15 protein-coding genes are annotated in these 14,083 nt (G+C 64.8%); 13 read left to right on the forward strand and 2 right to left on the reverse strand.

Annotated features, from left to right (window positions below; all coding sequences use genetic code 11):
* Window positions 1-69: 69 nt before the first annotated feature.
* The 8 genes from DFR52_RS02010 to DFR52_RS02045 all read left to right on the forward strand — a co-directional run bounded on the left by DFR52_RS02010 (window position 70) and on the right by DFR52_RS02045 (window position 7,941).
* A complete protein-coding gene (locus tag DFR52_RS02010; RefSeq protein WP_110030242.1) occupies window positions 70-1,575 on the forward strand; it encodes an HAL/PAL/TAL family ammonia-lyase in 1,506 nt (501 codons plus the stop codon).
* A 94-nt stretch (window positions 1,576-1,669) separates the two neighbouring features.
* Window positions 1,670-2,554: a glycine betaine ABC transporter substrate-binding protein gene (locus DFR52_RS02015; protein ID WP_110030243.1), complete on the forward strand. Its 885-nt coding sequence runs from the start codon at window positions 1,670-1,672 to the stop codon at window positions 2,552-2,554.
* A gap of 118 nt (window positions 2,555-2,672) precedes the next feature.
* Window positions 2,673-3,677, forward strand: coding sequence for an ornithine cyclodeaminase family protein (locus tag DFR52_RS02020; protein ID WP_110030244.1), 1,005 nt, complete (start codon window positions 2,673-2,675; stop codon window positions 3,675-3,677).
* A gap of 39 nt (window positions 3,678-3,716) precedes the next feature.
* On the forward strand, window positions 3,717-4,496 hold the full coding sequence (locus DFR52_RS02025) for a phosphate/phosphite/phosphonate ABC transporter substrate-binding protein (RefSeq protein WP_110031077.1): 780 nt from the start codon (window positions 3,717-3,719) through the stop codon (window positions 4,494-4,496).
* Between the two features lie 43 nt (window positions 4,497-4,539).
* On the forward strand, window positions 4,540-5,169 hold the full coding sequence (locus DFR52_RS02030; protein ID WP_110030245.1) for an ABC transporter permease: 630 nt from the start codon (window positions 4,540-4,542) through the stop codon (window positions 5,167-5,169).
* On the forward strand, window positions 5,166-5,801 hold the full coding sequence (locus DFR52_RS02035) for an ABC transporter permease (RefSeq protein ID WP_110030246.1): 636 nt from the start codon (window positions 5,166-5,168) through the stop codon (window positions 5,799-5,801). Before DFR52_RS02030 ends, DFR52_RS02035 begins: the two co-directional genes overlap by 4 nt.
* A 19-nt stretch (window positions 5,802-5,820) precedes the next feature.
* Window positions 5,821-6,768, forward strand: a complete 948-nt coding sequence (locus DFR52_RS02040; RefSeq protein WP_110030247.1) for an ABC transporter ATP-binding protein — start codon at window positions 5,821-5,823, stop codon at window positions 6,766-6,768.
* Between the two features lie 228 nt (window positions 6,769-6,996).
* Window positions 6,997-7,941: a DMT family transporter gene (locus DFR52_RS02045; RefSeq protein WP_110030248.1), complete on the forward strand. Its 945-nt coding sequence runs from the start codon at window positions 6,997-6,999 to the stop codon at window positions 7,939-7,941.
* 53 nt (window positions 7,942-7,994) lie between these two features.
* Here the strand turns inward: DFR52_RS02045 and DFR52_RS02050 are convergent, their stop codons facing one another.
* The gene (locus DFR52_RS02050) at window positions 7,995-8,888 is read right to left on the reverse strand and encodes a LysR family transcriptional regulator (RefSeq protein ID WP_110030249.1); all 894 of its coding nucleotides are present in this window, start codon (window positions 8,886-8,888) and stop codon (window positions 7,995-7,997) included.
* A 131-nt stretch (window positions 8,889-9,019) separates the two neighbouring features.
* Here DFR52_RS02050 and DFR52_RS02055 point away from each other — a divergent pair, with 131 nt between their 5' ends.
* The 5 genes from DFR52_RS02055 to DFR52_RS02075 all read left to right on the forward strand — a co-directional run bounded on the left by DFR52_RS02055 (window position 9,020) and on the right by DFR52_RS02075 (window position 13,499).
* Complete coding sequence (locus tag DFR52_RS02055) at window positions 9,020-9,772, forward strand: SDR family oxidoreductase (RefSeq protein WP_110030250.1); 753 nt, start codon at window positions 9,020-9,022, stop codon at window positions 9,770-9,772.
* A gap of 217 nt (window positions 9,773-9,989) precedes the next feature.
* The gene (locus DFR52_RS02060; RefSeq protein ID WP_110030251.1) at window positions 9,990-10,898 is read left to right on the forward strand and encodes a metal ABC transporter substrate-binding protein; all 909 of its coding nucleotides are present in this window, start codon (window positions 9,990-9,992) and stop codon (window positions 10,896-10,898) included.
* On the forward strand, window positions 10,895-11,800 hold the full coding sequence (locus DFR52_RS02065; protein WP_110030252.1) for a manganese/iron ABC transporter ATP-binding protein: 906 nt from the start codon (window positions 10,895-10,897) through the stop codon (window positions 11,798-11,800). Before DFR52_RS02060 ends, DFR52_RS02065 begins: the two co-directional genes overlap by 4 nt.
* A complete protein-coding gene (locus DFR52_RS02070; RefSeq protein WP_110030253.1) occupies window positions 11,797-12,657 on the forward strand; it encodes a metal ABC transporter permease in 861 nt (286 codons plus the stop codon). The genes DFR52_RS02065 and DFR52_RS02070 overlap by 4 nt, the downstream gene beginning before the upstream one ends.
* 41 nt (window positions 12,658-12,698) lie before the next feature.
* Complete coding sequence (locus DFR52_RS02075; protein WP_170132222.1) at window positions 12,699-13,499, forward strand: metal ABC transporter permease; 801 nt, start codon at window positions 12,699-12,701, stop codon at window positions 13,497-13,499.
* 88 nt (window positions 13,500-13,587) lie between these two features.
* On the opposite strand, the gene DFR52_RS02080 is transcribed toward DFR52_RS02075, so the two are convergent.
* Complete coding sequence (locus DFR52_RS02080) at window positions 13,588-14,040, reverse strand: Fur family transcriptional regulator (RefSeq protein WP_110030255.1); 453 nt, start codon at window positions 14,038-14,040, stop codon at window positions 13,588-13,590.
* Between the last annotated feature and the right edge of the window lie 43 nt (window positions 14,041-14,083).

Below are 14,083 nucleotides of genomic sequence, written 5' to 3' on the forward strand. Positions count from 1 at the left end.
GCGTGGTTGTATATACAGGTACAGACATCAAAGAGCCTGCCTCGTTGATGTCCTTGAAAGGTCCACGCGATGACTTCGGACAGAGCCGTCACACTTGCACTCCGGGCGCCCACGGTCAGCGATATCGTGGCCGTGGCCCGCAATGGTGCGCGCCTGTCGATCGCTCCCGAGCTGATGACGGAAGTGGCCAGGGGGCGATCCGTCATCGACAAGTATATTGCCTCCGATGTCGCCGTCTATGGGCTGACAACCGGCCTCGGGGCCGGAGTGGATACACGGTTGGACGCAGCGGATCTGATCAGCTTTCAGCGGCGTGTGCCGCAGGCGCGATCAGTGGGCGTGGGGCCCGCCCTGTCAAGGGAAGAGACCCGCGCGGTCATGGCTGTGCGGGCCGCCGGCTTTGCCGCCGGCGGGTCCGGCGTTTCGCCGTCCGTCTTTGCCGCGCTGGTCGACGCCCTCAATGCGGATTTCGTTCCGGTCGTCCCGTCGTTGGGCTCGATCGGGGCGGCCGATCTTGCGCCGCTCGCCCATATTGCCGGCGCGCTGATGGGGGCTGGCGAGGTGGCGCTCGCTGGTGAGATATTGCCGGCGGCCGATGCTCTGGCAAAGGCCGGCCTTCGGCCGGTGGAGCTTGCTGCCCGCGATGGTCACGCCCTGGTGGTCGGCAATGCGCTGTCGACCGGGCTTGCCTGTCTGGCCCTCGACGATCTCGAACGGCTGATCGAATGGTCGCTTGCGGCAATAGCGCTGAATTTCGAAGCCTTCCGGGCCAATGTCTCGGCCTTTGACGAGCGGGCGCTTTCGCGCCGTCCCGCCTTCGGACAGGTCGAGGCCGCAGCGCGCCTGCGGGCATTCTTGACCGGCAGCGCGCTCAACGATGAAGGCGCCGCGCGCCGTCTTCAGGATCCGCTGAGTTTTCGCTGCACGCCGCAGATATGGGGCGCGCTTCTGCATGCGGCGGACGAGGCCCGGCAGGCGACCGAAATCGAACTCGCCGGAGTGGGCGACAATCCGGTCATCCTGGTCGACGAAGGCCTCATTCTCGCCAACGGCAATTTCGACACCACCGCATTTGCGCTTTCCTTCGAGCGGCTAGGCCTGGCCATCGCTCATTGCGCCGCCGCGACCGCCCACCGCACGATGAAGATCATGTCGCCGGGCATTTCCGAACTGCCGCGCTTTCTCACCCCGCTCGGCGCCAGCCGCAACGGCTTTGCCACCGCGCAAAAGACGGTCTCGGCGCTCGAGGCGGAGATCCGCCACCTTGCCAATCCGGTGTCCTTTTCTCCCATTCCCGTGGCCGATGGGATCGAGGACCATGCCTCGCTTGCGCCAAGTGTCGTGGCAAAGACGGCCGCCATCATCGAGCGCTTCACCTATCTTGTCGCGATCGAGCTCCTTGCAGCGGCGCAGGCCGTGGATCTGCGCGGGGTCGAAGACAGGCTGGGAGCGGGCGCGTCTTTCGCCTACCGGCGGATACGCGACTGCGTATCGCCTCTTGCCGAAGACCGGGCGCTGGGTCCGGACTTTCAACTGATGGCCGATGTCATGCGCACTCATTCTCCTGGCGCCTGAGCAGGCTATTCCAACCATAAGAGTCAAAAAGACCGCAAACCGTGAATGACAGCAATCAAGACCCGCGACCGCGGCTCAACCCAGAGGGAATAAAATGAAGCCTTCCATCCCGACATCCATTCTTGCCGCCGCCATCGCGCTCGCCGTTTCGTCGCCGGCCTCCGCCGATCCGATTAAGGTCGGCAGCAAGAATTTTACCGAGCAGTATATTCTCGGCGAAATGTACGCCGCCCTTCTTGAAAACGCCGGCTTCGAGGTCGAGCGCAAGATCAATCTCGGCGGCACGCTGATCGCCCATCAGGCGCTGGTCAACGGCGATATCGATCTTTATCCGGAATATACCGGCACCGCTCTTTCCGCGGTCGTGAAGGGCGACATCTCGCCGGACGCGCAGAAAGTCTATGAGACGGTCAAGGATTTCTACTCGAAGGAATTCAAGCTGACCTGGCTGAAGCCGACCGGCATCAACAATGGCTATGCCATGGTCGTGCGCAAGGACACCGCCGATGCCGACGGCCTGAAGACCTTGTCGGACCTCTCCAAGGTCGCCGGCACCCTCGTCATGGGCGGCGGCCCGGAATTCCCAGACCGTGCCGACGGCCTGCCGGGCCTGAAGAGTGTCTACGGCATCGAGTTCAAGGAGTTCAAGCAGTTCGCCAAGCTCGGCCTGCGCTATGACGCTCTCGATCAGAAGAGCATCGATGTGGCCAATGGCTATGCCACCGACTGGCAGATCGGCGCCAAGGGTCTTGTCGCGCTCGAAGACGACAAGGGCCTGTTTCCCCCCTATTTCGTGGCGCCCGTGGTGCGTCAGCAGGTGCTCGACGCCAATCCGAAGGTCACCGAGGTTCTGGAATCCCTGGGCTCCCACCTCGACAATGGAACGATGCGCAAGCTGAATGCCCAGGTTGAGGTCGACCATCAGGAGCCCGAGGACGTCGCCAAGGCGTTTCTCAAGGAAATCGGCCTGATCAAGTAGGACTGAAACGGCTTGCGGCGGCGCCTCTCGCCCTGCCGCAAGCCTATGCCCGAGGCACCGCCCGACCCGGGTCGCGCGCTTCAAACACAATGCTGCCGGCAACACGTGGAGACATCACATGCAGGAAATCTGGATCGACTATCTCAATGGACCCGACGTTCATGCGCTGGCCCTGACCGACGCGGAAATTCTGTCCGCCGTTGAACAGGCGCTCGCTGATCAGGGGCGCGGCGAGACGGTGATCGAACCGCGCGTGCATCTGGTGCCGGAAAGCTCCGACAAGGGGCATTTCAACGTGCTGCGCGGCTATGTCAAATCGCTGGGTTATGCCGGCGTGAAGGTGGTCGGCGACTTCGTCGACAATTACAAGGTCGACCTGCCCTCAGAACTGGCGGTGCTCAATCTCTTCGATCCGCACACGGGCGTGCCCAAGGCGATTGTCGACGCCACGGCCATCACCGACATGCGCACCGGCGCCGTCACCGCGATAGGGGCAAAATATCTCGCCCGCAAGGACAGCAAGATACTGGGCCATATCGGCGCGCGCGGCACCTCCTACTGGAATGTCCGGCTGCTCGACCATCTGTTTGACTTCGAGGAAATTCGCGTGCACTCGCGCCGCCCGGAAAGCCGCAACGCCTTTGCCGAACGGCTCGAACGCGATCTCGGCAAGAAGATCGTCGTGACGGACAATTGGGAGGACTGCCTGAAGGGTGCCGACATCCTGGTGGAGGCCAGCCGTCTGCCGGAACCGACGCCGCTGTTCAAGACCGAGTGGGTCAAGAAGGGCGCCTTCGTCGTTCCCTACGGCACGATGAGCGCGCTCGAATTCGACCTGACCGACATCATGAGCAAGGTTGTCGTCGACGACTGGGGTCAGTGCGGTCCCGGCCGGCCGTATGGCGCGCTTCGCCGCCACGTCGATGAAGGCAAGGTGACCGCCGAAAACCTGCATGCCGAAATCGGCCAGATCGTCTGTGGCGCCAGGCCCGGTCGCGAAAACGACGAGGAATCGATCCTGTTCTGGCATCGCGGCCTCTCCACCACCGACGTTGCGCTGGGCGCGGCGATGGTCGACAAGGCTGCAAAGCTCGGCATCGGCCAGCGCCTTCGTTTCGCCTGAGGCCGCGGAATGACGCCTTCGCCGATCGCCAATGCGCGGATGTACACTGTCGGCCCCGAGGTTCAGGCCCTCTGGGCCGGGCTGTTCGACCATGTCTCCGACCTATCGGGCGTCCCTCTGGAAGTGATTGCCCATCCCGCGCCGGCGCCGCTGGCTGACCTCTGGGCAAGGCCCGACCTGGGTGCCGTCTTCATGTGCGGGTATCCGTTCTCGATCCTTCCCGTCGAACAGAGGCCGCGGCCGCTGGCGGCGCCGGTCTCGATCAGGGAGTGGTCAGGCGACGGCCCCTGTTATGCCAGCCATGTGGTGGTCAGAAAGGGCGAAGCCCCCGAGGCGAACGGGCTTGGCGATTTGCGGTGGGGATGGACGGTTCGCGATTCCCAGTCGGGATACAACGCCCTGCGCGAATATCTGGCCGGCTTGCCCCTTATGAACCGGGCTGTCGCGACCGATGGACCCCATCTCAATCCGGACGGCATTGGCGCAGCGCTCACCGAAGGCCGGATCGATATCGGCGCCATCGACGCCTATGCGTTCCAGCTGATGCAGATGCATGATCCCAGGCGGGTGGAGGCGGTCGACATCATCGCGACCACGAAACGAGCGCCCGCACCCATGCTTGTGGCAGGCCGCACTCAACCGCAGGACATGATTGCCGCTTTGAAAATTGCCCTGCTAGGCCTTCACCAAAAGCCTGAGGGCCTTGCCCGGCTTGCTGCGCTGGGCCTTTCCCGCTTCGCCGATCCGGACCTTGCCGCGGTGGACGAACTGCCGGCGCGCGCGGCCGGCGCCGCCGAAACCCTGGGGGACGCATGGTGACGCAACAAGCGACAAGGTCGCCGACACATCAGGGAGCAGGACGATGAAGTGGGTTCCCAAACATCTTGATACCTTGCTGGAAGCGCTGCTTCAGCATCTCTATCTCGTCGTCACGTCCGTGGGCATCGCGCTGGTGATCTCGCTGGTGATCGGCATCGCCAGCGCCCGCCACCCGCGCAGCTTCGGCCTGATCATCATCATCACCGGCGTGCTGTTTGCCATTCCGAGCCTGGCGCTGTTTGCGCTTTTCATTCCGGTCATGGGGATCGGCACGGCGCCGGCGATCACCGGTCTTTCGCTCTATTCGCTCATGATCCTGATCCGCAATATCGGCCTGGGCTTCCAGTCCATTCCCGACGACGTGATGGAAGCGGCCCATGGCATGGGCTATGGCCGGGTCCGGCGCATCTGGGAGGTGGAACTGCCGATTGCCATGCCGTTCATCGTCGGCGGCATCCGCATTGCCGTCGTCACGGTGATCGGGATCGCCACGGTCGCCGCCTATATCAATGCCGGCGGGCTGGGCACCATCATCTTCCAGGGCATCGATCAGCGCTTTCCGGAAAAGATCATTGCCGGCGGCCTGATGACCTCCGCGCTGGCCTTGTCCGCCGACTATCTGCTCTCCTCGGCCGAAAAATATCTGCGCCGCAGAAATGGGAGGCCGGCATGATCGTTGTCGAAGCGTTCAACTGGATCCTCGCACATCAGACCGAGTTTTTCTCCGCGTTCAACCGCCATCTGGCGCTGTGCCTGATCTCGCTTGCGATTGCGTCGGCAATCGCCTTGCCGCTCGGCTTTTGGGTTGCCCGCTCGCAAAAGGCGTCTTTCGTTGCGATCAACATCGCCGGGTCGCTGCGCTCCATCCCCAGCCTGGCGATCCTGGCAGGGACGATGCCTTTTCTCGGCATTGGCCTGCTGCCGTCGGTGGTGGCGCTGGTGGTGCTGGCCGTGCCACCGCTTCTGCTCAACACGGTGGTCGGTATCCGCGAGATCGAGCCGTCCATCATCGACGCCGCCGATGGCATGGGCATGGGCCGGCGCGAGATCCTCTGGCAGGTCGAATTGCCGCTGGCCGTTCCCTCCATCATCGCCGGAATTCGCACGGGCGCGATCCAGGTGATCGGCGGAGCCGCACTTGCGTCCTTTATCGGCGGCGGCGGTCTCGGTGATTTCATCAATGCCGGCATCGCCATCATGAACATGCCACGACTTGTCGTCGGCGCCCTGCCTATCGCTCTGCTCGCCATTTTCGCCGAAGTTTTCTTCGGTTGGCTGCAGCGCTGGCTCACCCAGAGACGCTGATCCCGGAAGGTCACATTGGATGATTAAGCTCGAGCATGTAACCAAGAATTACGAAGGCAGCGGCCGCCACGCCGTCGATGGCCTCGATCTCGACATCGAGAATGGCACCACGGTCGCGCTGATTGGCCCTTCCGGCTGCGGCAAGACGACGACGATGCGGATGATCAACCGGCTGGAGCAGCCAAGCGCCGGTCGCGTTCTCGTCAATGGCGAGGACATTTCCGGGATCGACCCGCGCGATCTTCGCCGCCGCATCGGATATGTGATTCAGCAGGTCGGTCTCTTCCCCCACATGACCATCGAACGCAATGTGGCGACCGTGCCGCGGCTGCTCGGCTGGGACAAGGCCAGGACCGGTCGCCGTATCGACGAACTGCTCGATCTGGTGGGCCTGGATCCCGCCGTGATGCGCAAGCGCCTTCCGCACGAACTGTCGGGCGGCCAGCGTCAGCGTGTGGGTTTCGCCCGCGCCTTGGCCGCCGATCCCGAAATCATGCTGATGGACGAACCCTTCGGGGCGATCGACCCGATCACCCGTGTCAAGCTTCAGGACGAGTTCCGCCTGATCCTGAAAAAGGTGAGCAAGACCGTCGTCATGGTCACCCACGATCTCGACGAGGCGATCAAGATGGGCGACCGCATCGCCATCATGCGCGACGGAAGGCTTCTGCAATATGATACGCCGCAGGCGATTCTCGCCAAACCGGCTGATGATTTCGTGCGCAGCTTTCTGGGCAAGGATCGCGCCATAAAGCGCCTGAGCCTGATTGAAGTTGAAAGCATGATGTCCCCCGCTCGAGAGAATCCGAAAGGCGCGACGGTCTATCCGGGGGACAGCCTTCATATTGCCCTGTCCACGATCATTGCGGACGATCTGGAAGGTGTGGACGTGGTTACCGTCGATGGCCATCGGGTCGGGTATCTCTCCCGTGACGCCCTTTTCGCGGCCCATACTGCGGCAGGATAGTTGGCACGACAGCCCAGATCTTGCAGTGCAAGCCTGGCCCGCCGGCCGCCAATGCGGCCAGGGAACGGCAATCACCCATGCGCGCCGGTCCGGATCGGTGTCCATGTGGCCGCGCATTCGCGTCGGAGATTGACATCGGCGGGAGGAGGGGGATGCTGGGCCACTCCCATGATTTCCCGGCCGGAGGGCCGGCGCGGATCTCACTCCTCTCGAATAGTGAACTTTGGCATGAATTCCAGCCGGCAAGGCTATCTGTTCGCGATCCTGGCGATCGTCATTTTCGGCATCCAGGACGGCATCTCCAAGCATCTGGGCGGGCTGTATCCGCCGGTCTTCATCACCTTCATGCGCTACATCGCCTTCGGCGCCTTCGTGCTGGTGATCTCGGCGCGGGCGCCGGGCGGCATCCGCGAGGCGGCGCGCACCAGGCGGCCGCTGCTGCAGTGGTTCCGCGGCGTGCTGCTGGCCGTGCAGATCATCGTCGCCATCTACTGCTTCACCCGCGTCGGGCTGATCCAGAGCCAGGCGATCTTTGCCGGAGCGCCGATCTTCGTGGCCCTGCTGTCGATGCCCGTGCTGGGCGAGAAGGTGGGCTGGCGGCGCTGGCTGGCCATTCTCATCGGCCTGGCCGGCGTTATGATCCTGCTCGATCCCGTCCGGGTCTGGGCCGCCAGCGGCACGGCCGGCTGGACCGCGCTGCTGCCTGTGCTCGGCGCCTTCCTGCTCGCCATCTACGGCATCGCCACGCGGCTCGCCTCGCAGACCGACAGCGCCCGCACCAGCTTCTTCTACACCGGCGTTCCCGGCGTCGTCGTCATGGCGCTGATCGGACCCTTCTTCTGGGTCTGGCCCGATCCCCAGGGCTGGTTCTGGATCGGCCTGCTCTGCATCACCGGAATGAGCAGCCACTTCCTGCTGATCAAGGCCTATGCCGTGCTCGACGCCGTGGCCGTGCAGCCGATCAGCTATCTGCAACTGGTGGCGGGCGGTGTCATCGGCGTGTTCGTGTTCGGCGAGGCGCTCGGGCTGAACCTCATCGTCGGCGCGCTGATCGTCGTGGCCTCCGGCGTCTTCACGGTCTGGCGCGAGCATGTGGTCAGCCAGCGCCGCAGGCAGCAGGTGTTGGCCGAGGCGCGCGAGCCGGAGATCAGTGCCGGGCCCTTACAGCCCTGACCGGCGGCGCGCACGCGCACCGGACCTCGATGCAATGCCGGACCTGCTTCGAACTAGGCGCCGGCGTTCAGGGCGTCGATCCTGCCGAAGGCGGCGGCGATGAAATCCATGAATACCCCGGCGCGGCGCGGCAACAGGCGGTGGCCGCCGTAAAGAATGTGAATCGGGACGAGGGGGGCCTCGAAGCCCGTGAGCAGCCGTTGCAGCCGTCCGGTTCTCAGCCCGCCCTCGAATAGCCATGAGGGTCCGAGCGCGATGCCGAGGCCGGCCATGGCAGCCTCGCGCACGGCGTGCGGGGAATCGACGCGGAACCGGCCCGAGACACGCACCTCGGTTCCCGCAAAGCTCCATGAGGCGCCGGTCGACAGCAGGGAGTAGACGATGCAGTCGTGGCCAGCGAGATCCTCCGGCGTTTGCGGCACGCCACGGTCGTGCAGATAGCCGGTTTCCGCCACGCAGATGCGGCCGAATAGGCCGACGCGGCGCGCCCGCAACGCGCTGTCGCCGAGGTGCCCGATGCGCAAGGCAAGTTCCGCGCCCTCGTCGATCAGGTTGACGAAGCGGTCGGAGACCTGCAGGTCGAGGTCGAGGCCCGGATAGGTCTTGAGAAAGGTGGGGACCAGCGGCATGACAAAATCATGCGCCAGCGCGGTCGGACAGGCCACCCGCAACAGGCCGGAGGGCGCCACCTCGCTGCCGATGGCGGATTCCGCCTCGTTGACCGCGTCGAGAATGCGGCGTGCTTCGGCATAGTAGCGCTCGCCTTCGGGCGTGAGATTGAGCGTCCGCGTCGAGCGCTGCAGCAGCCGGATGCGGAGATGCTCCTCGAGCGCTGCGACGTAGCGGCTGACATTGGGCTGGCTGAGGCCGAGGTCGCGCGCGGCGGCGGAAAAGCTTCCCGTTTCCACCGTCCGGGCAAAGCACTGCATCAGAACGAAGCGATCCATCATCGGATCATTTATACGGTGCATGTATGAATATTATGCAAAACGACTGGCTTATAGCGAAGGACGCATAGGTGCATGGTCGGGGCAGAGAAGACGACACATCCGTCGCCTTCGGTTCCCAGGAGTTTTCCATGTCACGACTTACCGGCAAACGCACGCTGATCACCGGCGGCACCAGCGGCATCGGCCTCGCCACCGCCAGGCGCTTTCTCGAGGAGGGCGCCCGTGTCATCGTCACCGGCGTCAATCCCGACAGCCTGGCCCGGGCGCGCGAGGAACTGGGGTCCGAGGTCCTGGTGCTCGGCGCCGATTCCGCCAGCGTCGAAGCGCAACGCGATCTCGGCCACAGGGTCGCCGCCGAATATGGCGCGCTCGACATCGCTTTCCTCAACGCCGGGGTTTCCGTCTGGCAGTCGATCGAGGACTGGTCGGAGGAGGGGTTCGACCGGTCCTTCGCCGTCAACGTCAAGGGGCCGTATTTCCTGATCCAGGCCCTGCTGCCGGTGTTCGCCAACCCGGCCTCCGTCGTCCTCAACACATCGATCAACGCGCATGTCGGCGCTGCGCGCTCGTCGGTCTATGCCGCCACCAAGTCCGCCTTCCTCTCCATGAGCAAGACCCTGTCGACGGAACTGCTCGGGCGCGGCGTGCGCTTCAACGCCGTCAGCCCCGGTCCGGTGGACACGCCGCTCTACGACAAGCTCGGCATACCCGACGGCTACCGCGCCCAGGTCGACAGCGACATCCGCGCGGGCATTCCCGCCGGCCGCTTCGGAACGCCCGGCGAGGTCGCCGACGCCGTGGTCTATCTCGCCTCCGACGAGTCGCGCTGGACGCTGGGCGCGGAAATCGTGGTCGACGGCGGACGGACGCTCAACGGCTGAGGCTTCGGCCAAAACCCGGTGCGGCAGGCCGGCAGCGCCCGCCGCACCGGGGTGAACGCGGCCATTTCGCGCGCCGTGTCGAATTCTTATTGCAATTCACTCGCATTTGCAGAATAACTTCAGCCTTGGATGTTGTCCTCGTAGCGGTGGTTTCGATCCCGTGACGGAAAGTCTGCCGACAGATGCAATTCAGTCTCATTGGCCAGAGGAGTGAAGAATGCTCGATAGGGTAAGGCGGTCGGTCATGGCCGGACTGGTGAGCGCCGCGGCGGCAACCATGCTCCCGGCGGCTCCGGTCGCGGCGCAGGAGAAGTTCAAGACGGTCACGACCTTCACTGTCATTGCCGACATCGCCCGCAATGTCGCCGGCGAGGCGGCGACCGTCGAATCGATCACCAAGCCCGGCGCCGAGATCCACAATTACCAGCCGACCCCGGGCGATATCCAGCGGGCGCAGGGCGCCCAACTGGTGCTGTGGAACGGGCTCGGCCTCGAGCTCTGGTTCGAGCGCTTCTTCCAGAACCTCAGCGACGTGCCGAGCGCGGTCGTCTCCCAGGGCGTCGAACCGATGGGAATCTCCGAAGGCCCCTATGCCGGCAAACCCAATCCGCATGCATGGATGTCGCCGCAGGCGGCGCTCATCTATGTCGACAACATCCGCGACGCCTTCGCCGAGCACGATCCGGCCAACGCCGAGACCTACCGGGCCAATGCGGAGGCCTACAAGGCGAAGATCACCGCCACTGTCGAGCCGATCCGGGCGGAGCTCGCCGCCGTGCCCGAGGACAAGCGCTGGCTGGTGTCGAGCGAGGGCGCCTTCTCCTATCTCGCCCGCGATTTCGGCTTGAGCGAGCTCTATCTCTGGCCGATCAACGCCGACCAGCAGGGCACGCCGCAGCAGTTTCGCAAGGTGATCGATGCCATCCGCAAGCACGGCATCGCGGTGGTCTTCTCCGAGAGCACTGTCCCCTCCGCTCCGGCCGAACAGGTGGCGCGCGAAACCGGCGCGCGCTACGGCGGCGTCCTCTACGTCGATTCGCTCACCGATGCCGACGGCCCGGTGCCCACCTATCTCGACCTGCTGCGCGTGACCTCCGACACCATCGCCAAGGGGCTTACGCAATGACCGTTCCCGTGGTTCCCCAGGTCCGGGCAGCATCCGCCGATGCCGGCTCGGGCATCGCGGTGACGGGTGCGACCGTCGTCTACCGCAACGGCCATACGGCGATCCGGGACGCGACATTCGCGATTCCGACCGGCACCATCGCCGCTCTGGTCGGCGTCAACGGATCGGGAAAGTCGACGCTGTTCAAGGCGATCATGGGCTTCGTGCGGCTCGCCCGGGGCGACATCCGGGTGCTCGGCGGGCCGGTCGAGGAAGCGCTGCGCCGCAGGCTCATCGCCTATGTGCCGCAGGCCGAAGAGGTCGACTGGAACTTCCCCGTCCTGGTCGAGGACGTGGTGATGATGGGCCGCTACGGCCACATGGGCATGATGCGCATCCCCCGCAAGGCCGACCACGAGGCGGTGGCCGCGGCGCTGGCGCGGGTCAACATGAGCGAGCTGCGCAAGCGCCAGATCGGCGAATTGTCCGGCGGCCAGAGGAAGCGCGTGTTCCTCGCCCGCGCGCTGGCCCAGGACAGCCGGGTGATCCTGCTCGACGAGCCCTTCACCGGCGTCGACGTCAAGACCGAGGACCAGATCGTCACGCTTCTGAGGGAACTGCGCGACGAGGGCCGCGTCATGCTGGTCTCCACCCACAATCTCGGCTCGGTGCCGGAGTTCTGCGACCAGACGATCCTGATCAAGGGCACGGTGCTCGCCTACGGCCCGACGGTCGAGACCTTCACCCAGGCCAATCTGGAAATGGCTTTCGGCGGCGTGCTGCGCCACTTCGTGCTCAACGGCGACCCGGGCGGCAAGCCGCAGGCGATCGGCGTCTTCAGCGACGACGAAAGGCCGCTGGTGTTCCAGGACGGCAGGGCGACGGCGCGGACGCCCGACACGGGCAACGGGGACAGGCACTGATGGCCATTCTGCTCGAGCCCTTCGGCTACGGCTACATGGTCAACGCCATGTGGGTCTCGGCGCTGGTCGGCGGCGTCTGCGCCTTTCTGTCGTGCTACCTGATGCTCAAGGGCTGGTCGCTGATCGGCGACGCGCTCTCGCATTCGATCGTGCCGGGCGTGGCAGGAGCCTACATGCTGGGCCTGCCGTTCTCGATCGGCGCCTTCTTTGCCGGCGGACTGGCCGCTGCCGCCATGCTGTTTCTCAACCAGCGCACCAAGCTCAAGGAAGACGCCATCATCGGCCTGATCTTCTCGGCCTTCTTCGGCCTCGGCCTGTTCATGGTCTCGATCTCGCCGACCTCGGTCAACATCCAGACCATCGTGCTCGGCAACATCCTGGCGATCACGCCCGGCGACACGCTTCAGCTCGCCATCATCGGCTTCGTCTCGCTGGCGATCCTCATCGTCAAATGGAAGGACCTGATGGTGGTCTTCTTCGACGAGAGCCACGCGCGCTCGATCGGACTCAATCCGACGGCGCTCAAGATCATGTTCTTCACGCTGCTTGCGGCCTCGACGGTGGCCGCGCTGCAGACAGTCGGCGCCTTCCTCGTCATCTGCATGGTGGTCACGCCGGGCGCCACCGCCTACCTGCTCACCGACCGCTTCCCGCGGCTGCTGGTCATCGCGGTGGCCATCGGCACCGTCACCAGCTTCACCGGCGCCTATGCCAGCTACTTCCTCGACGGCGCCACCGGCGGCATCATCGTCTGCCTGCAGACCCTGATCTTCCTCGCGGTGTTCGTGTTCGCCCCCAAGCACGGCATGCTCGCCGCCCGCCGCCGCGCCGCCCGCGCGCTGGAGGCAGGGCTGTGAGCGTGATCGATACCCTGCTGGCTCCGTTCCAGTTCGCCTTCATGGTCAACGCGCTGGTGATCTCGGTGCTGGTGGCCATTCCCATGGCGCTGCTCTCCTGCTTCCTCGTGCTCAAGGGCTGGTCGCTGATGGGCGACGCCATCTCGCACGCCGTCTTCCCGGGCGTCGTCATTGCCTACATCGTCGGCTTCCCCTATGCGATCGGCGCCTTCGTCGCCGGCATGGTCTGCGCCGTGGCGACGGGCTTTCTGGCGGAGAACAGCCGCATCAAGCAGGACACGGTGATGGGCATCGTCTTCTCCGGCATGTTCGGCTTCGGCCTGGTGCTCTTCGTCAACATCCAGTCCGAGGTTCATCTCGACCATATCCTGTTCGGCGACATGCTCGGCGTCTCATGGGCCGACATCGCCCAGTCGGCGCTGATCGCCGTCGTCACAGCCGGCGTCATCGCCGTCAAGTGGAAGGATTTTTTGCTGCACGCTTTCGATCCGGCGCAGGCGAGGGTGCTCGGCCTGCCGGTGAGGGCGCTGCATTACGGACTGCTGTGCATGATATCGCTCACCATCGTCGGCGCGTTGCAGGCCGTCGGCATCATCCTGGCCATCGCCATGCTGATCGCCCCGGGGGCCATCGCGTTCCTGCTCACGCGCAGGTTCCGCACCATGCTCGCCACCGCCGTCGCCATCGCCGTCGTCGGTTCGTTCCTCGGCGTCTATCTGTCGTTCTTCATCGACAGCGCGCCGGCGCCGACGATCGTGCTGCTCATGTCCATCGTCTTCGTGCTGGCCTTCATCCATGTCACGCGAAAGGCGGCGCGGGTCGAAACCCCCGAGGCGGTCTGATCGGAATGCGCCGGCCTTTCGGCGGTGCGGCGCCACCAGCCGTTCGGGGCAAGCGCCCGCGGCCGGTCAGCGGCGATCAGCCGCTCGGTCAGGCCTTGGCGCGGCCGGCGCGCCGCTGCGGCTTCTCAAGCGGCCTGACATAGATCTCGAGCCGGTGGTTGACGATCTCGAAGCCGTGGGCGCGGGCGATCTCCTCCTGCAGCCGCTCGATCTCGTCGGAGCGGAATTCGACCACGTCGCCGGTTTCGACATTGATCAGGTGGTCATGATGCTCGTTGTCCGTCGTCTCGTAGCGGGCGCGGCCGTCGGCGAAGGTGTGGCGCTCGAGCACGCCCTTGTCGCGCAGCATGTTGAGCGTGCGGTAGACGGTGGCGATGGCCACGCGGGAATCGATCTTGCTCACCCGCCGGTGCAGTTCAACCGCGTCGGGATGGTCGTTGGACTTGAGCAGCACCTGCATGATGATCTTGCGGGCTCCGGTCAGCCGCAGCCCGTGCTCCTTGCAGAGCCTGGCAATGTCGCTGTTGGCAGAATTGGTCATCTGATCGGTCCGTTCGCCGGCATTTCACGGCGATCCCCCGATG

Origin of the sequence: Hoeflea marina (assembly GCF_003182275.1) — a bacterium.
GTDB classification, from domain to species: domain Bacteria; phylum Pseudomonadota; class Alphaproteobacteria; order Rhizobiales; family Rhizobiaceae; genus Hoeflea; species Hoeflea marina.

What these genes read in the sequence shown, in the direction of transcription:
- DFR52_RS02035 (WP_110030246.1), top strand. Translation starts at nt 5,166, where the DNA reads ATGATCGTTGTCGAAGCGTTCAACTGGATCCTCGCACATCAGACCGAG.
- DFR52_RS02065 (WP_110030252.1), top strand. Translation starts at nt 10,895, where the DNA reads ATGACCGTTCCCGTGGTTCCCCAGGTCCGGGCAGCATCCGCCGATGCC.
- DFR52_RS02060 (WP_110030251.1), top strand. Translation starts at nt 9,990, where the DNA reads ATGCTCGATAGGGTAAGGCGGTCGGTCATGGCCGGACTGGTGAGCGCC.
- DFR52_RS02080 (WP_110030255.1), bottom strand. Translation starts at nt 14,040, where the DNA reads ATGACCAATTCTGCCAACAGCGACATTGCCAGGCTCTGCAAGGAGCAC.
- DFR52_RS02045 (WP_110030248.1), top strand. Translation starts at nt 6,997, where the DNA reads ATGAATTCCAGCCGGCAAGGCTATCTGTTCGCGATCCTGGCGATCGTC.
- DFR52_RS02030 (WP_110030245.1), top strand. Translation starts at nt 4,540, where the DNA reads ATGAAGTGGGTTCCCAAACATCTTGATACCTTGCTGGAAGCGCTGCTT.
- DFR52_RS02015 (WP_110030243.1), top strand. Translation starts at nt 1,670, where the DNA reads ATGAAGCCTTCCATCCCGACATCCATTCTTGCCGCCGCCATCGCGCTC.
- DFR52_RS02020 (WP_110030244.1), top strand. Translation starts at nt 2,673, where the DNA reads ATGCAGGAAATCTGGATCGACTATCTCAATGGACCCGACGTTCATGCG.
- DFR52_RS02050 (WP_110030249.1), bottom strand. Translation starts at nt 8,888, where the DNA reads ATGGATCGCTTCGTTCTGATGCAGTGCTTTGCCCGGACGGTGGAAACG.
- DFR52_RS02010 (WP_110030242.1), top strand. Translation starts at nt 70, where the DNA reads ATGACTTCGGACAGAGCCGTCACACTTGCACTCCGGGCGCCCACGGTC.
- DFR52_RS02055 (WP_110030250.1), top strand. Translation starts at nt 9,020, where the DNA reads ATGTCACGACTTACCGGCAAACGCACGCTGATCACCGGCGGCACCAGC.
- DFR52_RS02075 (WP_170132222.1), top strand. Translation starts at nt 12,699, where the DNA reads ATGGTCAACGCGCTGGTGATCTCGGTGCTGGTGGCCATTCCCATGGCG.
- DFR52_RS02040 (WP_110030247.1), top strand. Translation starts at nt 5,821, where the DNA reads ATGATTAAGCTCGAGCATGTAACCAAGAATTACGAAGGCAGCGGCCGC.
- DFR52_RS02025 (WP_110031077.1), top strand. Translation starts at nt 3,717, where the DNA reads ATGTACACTGTCGGCCCCGAGGTTCAGGCCCTCTGGGCCGGGCTGTTC.